The organism is Fusicatenibacter sp., from assembly GCF_977045365.1.
Map to the genome: position 1 here is coordinate 1 of NZ_CDRRUH010000084.1, position 8,179 is coordinate 8,179.

General features: G+C 46.3%; 9 protein-coding genes. 8 read left to right on the forward strand and 1 reads right to left on the reverse strand.

Translation table 11 applies throughout. The annotated features are described in order from the left end of the window. The 3 genes from ACY2VW_RS13465 to ACY2VW_RS13475 all read left to right on the forward strand — a co-directional run. A partial coding sequence (locus tag ACY2VW_RS13465) for an ATP-binding response regulator (protein ID WP_461878400.1) occupies positions 1-1,054 on the forward strand: 1,054 nt, incomplete at its 5' end. Between the two features lie 89 nt (positions 1,055-1,143). Then, entirely contained in the window at positions 1,144-1,617 is a 474-nt protein-coding gene (locus tag ACY2VW_RS13470; protein ID WP_461878401.1) for a hypothetical protein, read from the forward strand. Positions 1,618-1,964: 347 nt separating this feature from the next. Continuing rightward, entirely contained in the window at positions 1,965-2,387 is a 423-nt protein-coding gene (locus ACY2VW_RS13475; RefSeq protein WP_461878402.1) for a hypothetical protein, read from the forward strand. 254 nt (positions 2,388-2,641) lie between these two features. Here ACY2VW_RS13475 and ACY2VW_RS13480 read toward each other — a convergent pair whose 3' ends face one another. Beyond that, positions 2,642-3,892: a nucleotidyltransferase family protein gene (locus ACY2VW_RS13480; RefSeq protein WP_461878403.1), complete on the reverse strand. Its 1,251-nt coding sequence runs from the start codon at positions 3,890-3,892 to the stop codon at positions 2,642-2,644. A gap of 215 nt (positions 3,893-4,107) precedes the next feature. On the opposite strand from ACY2VW_RS13480, the gene pta reads away from it, so the two are divergent. The 5 genes from pta to ACY2VW_RS13505 all read left to right on the forward strand — a co-directional run bounded on the left by pta (position 4,108) and on the right by ACY2VW_RS13505 (position 8,172). Further along, positions 4,108-5,103 (forward strand): phosphate acetyltransferase, encoded by a 996-nt coding sequence (gene pta, locus ACY2VW_RS13485; protein WP_461874635.1) that lies wholly within the window; start codon positions 4,108-4,110, stop codon positions 5,101-5,103. 100 nt (positions 5,104-5,203) lie between these two features. Then, on the forward strand, positions 5,204-6,400 hold the full coding sequence (locus ACY2VW_RS13490; protein ID WP_022462727.1) for an acetate kinase: 1,197 nt from the start codon (positions 5,204-5,206) through the stop codon (positions 6,398-6,400). Positions 6,401-6,474: 74 nt separating this feature from the next. Then, positions 6,475-7,002, forward strand: a complete 528-nt coding sequence (locus ACY2VW_RS13495; RefSeq protein WP_461878404.1) for a YceD family protein — start codon at positions 6,475-6,477, stop codon at positions 7,000-7,002. Between the two features lie 2 nt (positions 7,003-7,004). Beyond that, positions 7,005-7,184 (forward strand): 50S ribosomal protein L32, encoded by a 180-nt coding sequence (rpmF, locus tag ACY2VW_RS13500; RefSeq protein ID WP_022462729.1) that lies wholly within the window; start codon positions 7,005-7,007, stop codon positions 7,182-7,184. 208 nt (positions 7,185-7,392) lie between these two features. Further along, positions 7,393-8,172 (forward strand): hypothetical protein, encoded by a 780-nt coding sequence (locus tag ACY2VW_RS13505; RefSeq protein WP_461878405.1) that lies wholly within the window; start codon positions 7,393-7,395, stop codon positions 8,170-8,172. Positions 8,173-8,179 lie beyond the last annotated feature (7 nt).

Consider the following 8,179-nt stretch of genomic DNA (forward strand, 5'->3'; position numbering starts at 1 on the left):
CCATTATGCAGATGATATGGAGAAGCAGACAGAATACAGAGCAAAGGTGAAAGAGGCATCCAATCTGCTGCTGGAACTGGTAAATGATGTTCTGGACATGAGTAAGCTTGAGTCAGGTGAAATCGTTCTGGAAGAGGTCCCATTTAATCTGAGAAAAATTTCTGAGGAAGTGCTTGTTGTGATCGAACAGATTGCTGCAGAACAGAATATCCGGATTGTATGGGAGAAAAAAGAAATCACACACCGGGATTTTATTGGAAGTCCAGGATATGTGAAACGTGTGATGATGAATATCCTGTCCAATGCGGTGAAATATAACAGGGCAAACGGACAGATCTATATCAGCTGCATGGAAATTCCATCCGAACAGCCAGAAATGACGACAATGGAATTTGTATGTCGTGATACTGGAATCGGAATGACGGAGGAGTTCCAGAAATATGTGTTTGAACCATTTGCACAGGAACACACAGGAAGCCGCACAAAATTTGCAGGAACAGGACTGGGAATGGCGATTGCAAAGAATCTGGTCGAGGAAATGGGTGGAACCATTACTTTTGAAAGTGAAAAAGGCGTAGGGACGACGTTTGTGATCCGGGTTCCGTTTAAGATAGATCTGGATGCGGATAAACGGGAAGAACAGAAGGATGTATCCGAAAAATCTATAAAAGGGCTGCATATTCTTCTGGCAGAAGATAATGAGCTGAATATGGAAATCGCTGAATTTGTGCTTCAGAATGAAGGTGCTGAGGTGACAAAAGCCTGGGATGGCCAGGAAGCTGTTGAACTGTTCAGAAATAGTGAACCCGGTGAATTTGATGTTATTCTTATGGACATTATGATGCCGGTCATGAATGGTTATGAAGCCACAAAGATGATCCGGTCTCTGGACAGAGAGGATGCAAAGAAAATACCGATTATTGCAATGACAGCAAATGCGTTCACGGAGGACAGAATAAGAGCAAAAGAAGCAGGGATGGATGAACATGTTGCTAAGCCTCTTGATGTGGAATTACTGTTAAAAGTAATTCATAAATTGGTGAAATATAATTGACAGGGCAGTGTCAAATAAGCGGTGAAATTCTGACAAAAATCGGAACATCGAGCCAGCATCTTTTGAGTCTGATCAATGATGTTCTGGACATGAGCCGTATTGAGAGTGGTGTTGTTAAGATAGAAGAAAAGGAAATGAAAATGAATAAATCAGTATTGCAAAGGGGTATCATTTTTCTATTGTGCAGTTGCATCCTTTTTTCACTCTGTCCGGTTTCTGCTTTTGCAGCAGAAAATCAGAAAGAGAAAGTTGTCAGGATTGGTGTACCGGATGATACATATGATAAGATAAATGGAAATGGAAAAAGAAGCGGATACGGTTATGAATATCTGCAGAAAATCGCGGGTTATACCGGGTGGAAATACGAATATGTAGATTGTACATGGGAAAACTGTTTTGACAAATTAAAAAATGTTTTAAAGCAGATACATCATGAACCTTGTGATTATTATCAGTTCGGAAACAAACTTGAGGCAGAAATCAGGGATTACAAGAAATTGAAAGAAATCGGAATAAAGATGCCTGCCATGCTTGAAACAGATGTAAAAATGAACGTATTTTGAAGGAGTTTATTGATGGTGACACGATTTATCAGTTGATTTTAGAAGACAAGATGAAAACTGATTATATCGGGCAATTGCATAGAATGTGTGCGCTGTTATATGCTGCCAATACAAATATTGATTATTTTCCAACGAATTTTGTTGTACATAACGAAGAAATATATTATGTTGATTTCGAGTGTAACGATTACATGGAAGAATGGAATTTTGAAAACTGGGGTGTAAAATACTGGTCAAAGACACCGGAATTCCTGCAGTATGTGAAAGAACATTCATGATATAAGTATGATTTTGTTGGTATACTTTATGGCACAGTTTTCAGTTTGAAGGGGAAGAAGGAGAAGAATATGACAGGGCAGAAAACGAACAGGACAGACGAACAGTTGGAGCAGGAGCTGCGCAAGAGCAAGGGCGGCAAGCTGAGTGGAAAAATTCTCTCGTTGCTGGGAGTGGTGATTGCTGTGGCAGGTATCATCCTGGGTGGCAACCTTGTGCTGATTGTCATCGGTGGCGTGATCCTCGGCCTTGGGCAGATGGTACAGGGCAAGTCCAAAGAGCAGAGTGACCGGCAGACCTTCGATGCCATTGCTCCGGACATCGTGGGAACCGTCTTTGAAAACGTACAGATGAACCCCGATCCTCCCCTGCTAGACGCAAACGACACCAACATTCCCCTGCCCAACCACACCTGTTGCAGCGGCAGTGGGTATATCCGCGGAACATATCGCGGCCTGACTACGGAGCTGTGTACCGTCCGGCTGACGGTTTAGGGGAACAGCTTAAAAGGATTGAGAGTGAAAAGCTTTACTTTCCAGAGCTTTCCCATGCGTAAAGACCAGAAAATAACGAAAAAAGGCAGCACGGCAGAACCGCACTGCCTTTTTTTCGTTATTTTCTGGTCTTGCTATAGAAGGGAGCAGTTCAGCATGACGACTCAAACGTAAACGGTGAAAGCTGATAAAAAGGTACTCAGTTTTCGCCGTTTACGATATAAGCAGAAGCTGATGCTGGAAAAAAGCTGGTTCTATAACAGAACCAGCTTTTTTGTGTATTCATGGACGAACGGTGTCCCTGTTTTGTGAGAACGAACAGTCTCGTAAAAAAGAGAGGCCTGTATATCACTCTCAAAGGCGGCAAGTGCATCGCCGGTAAGAAGACGCGGGGCGTCGGCTGCCTTGGTAATGAGCGGCAGAGAAGAACGTCTTCTAATCTCTTTTAACAATGCACCGGCACTTTTTCGGAAACCGAGAACACGGTTATAGCCGGCCGGGTACAATGTTTTCTGGTTCAGAAGCAGATGCATCAGGGCGCGGCTGATGCGGGTATACGTCATTTCCTTTGTTTTAAGCTGCATGGCGAATTCTGAAAATGAGGAACATGCATAACGCAGGCGGAGGATACGGTTGGCGAGGTCCGGCGAAAGATCAAGATAAGAGGAAAGGGATTCCTTCGTTTCTGTGAGGAGCCGCGCGGCGAGGAGCAGGCTGAAATCATCGCTGGAAAGCAGGCCGTGTGCGGTGACGGCGTCCTGGAAAGCGGGATAGACTGATTCCGGCATGCAGGAGGCGAGCGCGGACAGTTCCGGATCCTTATGCGGATTGGAAAAAAGAAGATTCCGCATTGCTGTAGCAGAAGGGAGTGCCTGTGTGGAAAGCGCTCCTTCGTGGTAACCGCTGCCCTCCCGGCGGATCGTTACCGGCCGGATGCGGCTTTGTGACAGCAGAAGTGCCTGGACATATTCAATGCCTAAAATATTGTTTGGTTCTTTTAAAAAGGTATCAAGTTCTTCTTTTGAAAGCGAAGAGAAGGAAGCACTGTCAGAAAAATAAGCGGAAAGTGCCTGTGCGCGCGCTGTCGGGAACGAAAGCCCGTTCCGGAGCAGACCGGAGAGCAGTTCGCGGTATTCCTCCGGTTCGCGGAGCAGAACATCAGCGAGCTCCAGAAACGGCGCGGTGTTGCCGTATTCGCTGCCAAAGCAGAGATAGTCTACACAGCCAAGCGCAGTAAGAAGTGATACCGCCCCGCGTGCAAAATGCTGCGCACTGCCGAGCGCAAAGTGACACGGAAGCTGCAGCACAAGGTCCGCGCCGCCAAGAAGCGCCAGCTCCGCACGGTCGTGCTGATCGAGAATGGCAGGTGCGCCGCGCTGGACGAAATCGCCGCTCATAATCACGACAAGATAGTCCGCCCCGGTCAGCTCCCTGGCTTTTGCCAGCTGATAAGCGTGGCCGTTATGAAAAGGATTATATTCAGCAATGACTGCGGTAATGGTCATAAAACGTACCTTCTTTCGAAAAAAATAGCACGATTCCAAACAGAGAGGAACCGCGGATCACATAGCCCTATCGTAACAAAAACAGAAAAGGAATGCAAGAATCCATCCGTTTTGGATTTTTTGTCCAGTTGTTTTGAATTTTATACTTGCGAAAGGGCAAAAAGCGTACTACAATGAGAATATCGAGTAAATTTATCGAAAGGAGTCAAAAGATCATGGGATTTATTGACACAATTAAAGCAAGAGCAAAAGCAGACAAGAAAACAATTGTACTGCCAGAGTCAGAAGACAGAAGAACATATGAGGCTGCTGCACAGATCCTGAAAGAGGACCTTGCAAATCTGATCATCATCGGAAGCGAAGAGGCAGTAAAGAAAGGTGCTGAAGGCCTTGATATCTCCAAAGCTACCATCGTAGATCCGGAGAAAAACGAGAAAACACAGGCATACGTAGACAAACTGGTAGAGCTTCGTGCAAAGAAAGGCATGACTCCGGAGAAAGCAAGAGAGACCATCCTGAATGACTATACATATTATGGCGTTATGATGGTTAAAATGGGAGATGCAGACGGACTTGTTTCCGGTGCCTGCCATTCTACCGCAAACACCTTGCGTCCATGCCTGCAGATCTTAAAGACCAAACCGGGCACAAAACTTGTATCCGCATTCTTCCTGATGGTAGTTCCGGACTGCGAGTACGGCGATGACGGTGTATTCGTATTCGGTGACTGCGGTCTGAACCAGAACCCGAATCCGGAAGAGCTGGCTGCAATCGCAGAGTCTTCCGCAGAGTCCTACCGCATGCTGACCGGAAACGAGCCAAGAGTTGCTATGCTTTCCCACTCCTCCAAAGGAAGTGCAAAACATGCTGATGTAGACAAAGTTGTTGAGGCTACCAGAATTGCAAAAGAAGCAAACCCGGATCTCGCTCTCGACGGCGAACTGCAGCTTGATGCCGCTATCGTTCCAAGCGTAGGCGCATCCAAAGCTCCGGACAGCAAAGTAGCAGGAAAAGCAAACGTTCTGATCTTCCCGGATCTGGATGCCGGAAACATCGGATACAAACTGGTACAGAGACTGGCAAAAGCAGAAGCATACGGCCCGATGACTCAGGGTATCGCAGCTCCAGTCAACGATCTGTCCCGCGGATGCTCCGCAGAGGATATCGTTGGTGTTGTAGCAATCACTGCTGTACAGTGCCAGGCACAGTAAGCACGAAAAAATCAATTACAAGCGGTTTTCTGGCCGGCTGCGGAGAACACAGGCCGGCCAGAAGTTTTAAAAAGAATTTTTGAAATAGGAGAATTTAGAAATGAACGTATTAGTAGTAAACTGCGGAAGTTCCTCTCTGAAATTCCAGCTGATCAATTACGACAACCGTGACGTCCTGGCAAAAGGACTCTGTGAGAGAATCGGTATCGACGGACGCCTCGTTTATGAGCCAAAGAACGGCGAAAAAGAGGTAACAGAAGCAGCAATGCCGACACACGTAGAGGCAATCCAGATGGTTCTGGACGCTCTGGTAAACGAGAAGAGCGGCGTCATCAAGAGCCTGGAAGAAGTAGATGCCATCGGACACCGCGTTCTGCACGGCGGAATGAAGATCACAAACTCTGTAATCATCGATGACGAAGTAATCAAAGTTATCGAAGAGTGCGCTGATCTCGGTCCTCTGCATAACCCGGCAAACCTGATGGGAATCAATGCCTGCATGAAACTGATGCCGGGCGTTCCGAACGTAGCAGTATTCGATACCGCATTCCATCAGACCATGCCTCCGAAAGCGTATATGTACGGTATTCCGAAAGAGTACTATGAGAAATACGCAATCCGTAAATACGGCTTCCACGGAACTTCTCATAAATTCGTATCCAAGAGAACCGCAGAGTTCCTTGGCAAAGATTACAACGATCTGAAGATCATCGTATGCCATATGGGAAATGGTGCTTCTCTTTCCGCTGTAAAGAACGGCAAATGTGTAGATACATCCATGGGTCTTACCCCGCTCGAAGGTGTGATCATGGGAACCCGTTCCGGAGATATCGATCCGGCCTTTGTTGAGTATCTGTGCAACAAAGAGAACCTGACCGTATCCGAGGTTCTGAACATTCTGAACAAGAAATCCGGTATGCTCGGCATGACCGGCATCTCCAGCGATTACCGTGATGTATCTGCAGCAGCAGAGGCAGGTAATCAGGATGCCATCAACTGTCTGGAAGCATATGCTTACCGCATCATCAAATACATCGGTTCCTACATCGCAGCTATGGGCGGCGTAGATGTGATCACCTTCACCGCAGGCCTCGGCGAGAACGCTATTCCGCTTCGTGAGACCATCTGCAAAGCATTTGAGTTCATGGGTCTGGAATTCGATTCTGAGGCAAATAACTGCCGCGGCGTTGAGAAGATCATCACCAAAGAAGGCTCCAAGATTACAGCATGCGTGATCCCGACCAACGAGGAAATCGCAATCTGCGAGGAGACCGTAGAGTTAGTAAAAGGAAAATAAAAAATAATTCAAAAAGCAGTTGACAATTCTTACCTTCCCGGGTATAATTGGTAAAGTGTGATTAGGAGAACAATATGAAAATCAGTCTGACCAAGTTATTTGCGCAGGACGGAAAGTCCGAAAAGTATGAAATTCCGCTTACATCCGAAACTTTTTCGATCGGCGGGCAGGACTATCGGGTAATCGAAAAACATCCTGTTATCCTTGGCCTTACGCATGAAGGCAATCGTGTGATCACGATCACCGGCAGCGCAGACCTTACAATGGAGATTCCATGTGCAAGATGCCTGACACCGGTAGCGGCTCCATTCCAGCTCGAGTTCGATCTGCAGATTGATCTGAATCTGTCAGAGGAAGAACGCGAGGAAAAAGAAGAGGACTCTTCGTTTGTGGAGGGAGACGAGCTCGATGTGGAAGAGCTGGTTCGTAATGAGCTCATAGTCCAATGGCCGATTCGAGTGCTGTGTAAAGATGACTGTAAAGGAATCTGCAGCCGTTGTGGTGCGAATCTGAATATTCAGACCTGTGATTGTGATACCACAGGGCTAGACCCCCGAATGGCTGCAATCAAAGATATATTCAGCAAATTTAAGGAGGTGTAACTATGTCCATTTGTCCTAAGAATAAATCTTCCAAAGCAAGACGCGATAAGAGAAGAGCAAACTGGAAAATGTCTGCTCCGAACCTTGTAAAATGCAGCAAATGTGGTGCTCTTATGATGCCGCACAGAGTTTGCAAAGCTTGTGGTTCTTACAACAAAAAAGAAGTCGTTGCAATGGACTAATATTCATAAATCGGAATCAGTTCCGATGTGCAATGCAGCAAAAGGCTCCCGTCACCGGGGGCTTTTTTGCTGTCTCTGCGGGTTGTCTGGAAGTGTCATATAAAAGATTTGACGTGGTGTGTTGTGATGTGCTATAATGGTCTCGTTGAGAATTGAAACAATATTGCAACATTTTCGTAACAATTACAAAAAAAGGAGTGCAAAGCATATGAAGAATAGACGAATCATATTTCTGGCAGCATGCATGTGCAGTGTAGTATTCCTCTCAGGATGTTCCACAGACAGTCTGATGGATAAAATGATGGGAACTGAGACGACGGTTTCGTCTTCGGCCAGCGTAGATATTTCAAAAGAGGACAGCGATGCTGTCCATGTAGATGCCAATCTGGAAAAGCCGGTATTTTCGGTAAATCCGGTGGAGAGCCTGCAGATTCCCGTTGGAAATACATCTGGAAAGCTGACTTGTGAAGCAGGAATAACGGGAGAAGGCACAGTAACATATCAGTGGTATAAGAACAACGTAAATTCCAACGGCGGAGGAACCCCGATTGAAGGCGCAACGGAAGTGACATGCCAGGTCGATACTTCGGCGGAGGGCAAAGATTACTACTATGTTGTGGCAAAGAACACGGTTGGAAATGCCGTTTCCATGGCGACGAGTACGGTAACAGAAGTTACGGTAATTCCGGCAGGAAAATGGGTTCAGAATGAAAACGGATGGCAGTATCAGAATAATGATGGAAGCTATGCAACCAATACCTGGCAGAATATCGACGGCTACTGGTACATGTTTGATGAAAACTCATACAGGATGACAGGATGGTACTGGAGCGGAGAAGAATGGTATTATCTGGCAGACAACGGTCAGATGCAGACAGGCTGGCTCACACAGGATGGTGAGGAATATTATCTGGATCCGGATACCGGAGTCATGGCTCGGAATACAACTGTAGACGGTCATGAGATGAATTCGAGCGGAGTCATCTAATGAGAGG

Excerpts from the sequence above, each read along its gene's own strand:
- ACY2VW_RS13470 (WP_461878401.1), top strand. The coding sequence starts at position 1,144 with ATGAGCCGTATTGAGAGTGGTGTTGTTAAGATAGAAGAAAAGGAAATG.
- ACY2VW_RS13475 (WP_461878402.1), top strand. The coding sequence starts at position 1,965 with ATGACAGGGCAGAAAACGAACAGGACAGACGAACAGTTGGAGCAGGAG.
- rpmF (WP_022462729.1), top strand. The coding sequence starts at position 7,005 with ATGTCCATTTGTCCTAAGAATAAATCTTCCAAAGCAAGACGCGATAAG.
- pta (WP_461874635.1), top strand. The coding sequence starts at position 4,108 with ATGGGATTTATTGACACAATTAAAGCAAGAGCAAAAGCAGACAAGAAA.
- ACY2VW_RS13505 (WP_461878405.1), top strand. The coding sequence starts at position 7,393 with ATGAAGAATAGACGAATCATATTTCTGGCAGCATGCATGTGCAGTGTA.
- ACY2VW_RS13495 (WP_461878404.1), top strand. The coding sequence starts at position 6,475 with ATGAAAATCAGTCTGACCAAGTTATTTGCGCAGGACGGAAAGTCCGAA.
- ACY2VW_RS13490 (WP_022462727.1), top strand. The coding sequence starts at position 5,204 with ATGAACGTATTAGTAGTAAACTGCGGAAGTTCCTCTCTGAAATTCCAG.
- ACY2VW_RS13480 (WP_461878403.1), bottom strand. The coding sequence starts at position 3,892 with ATGACCATTACCGCAGTCATTGCTGAATATAATCCTTTTCATAACGGC.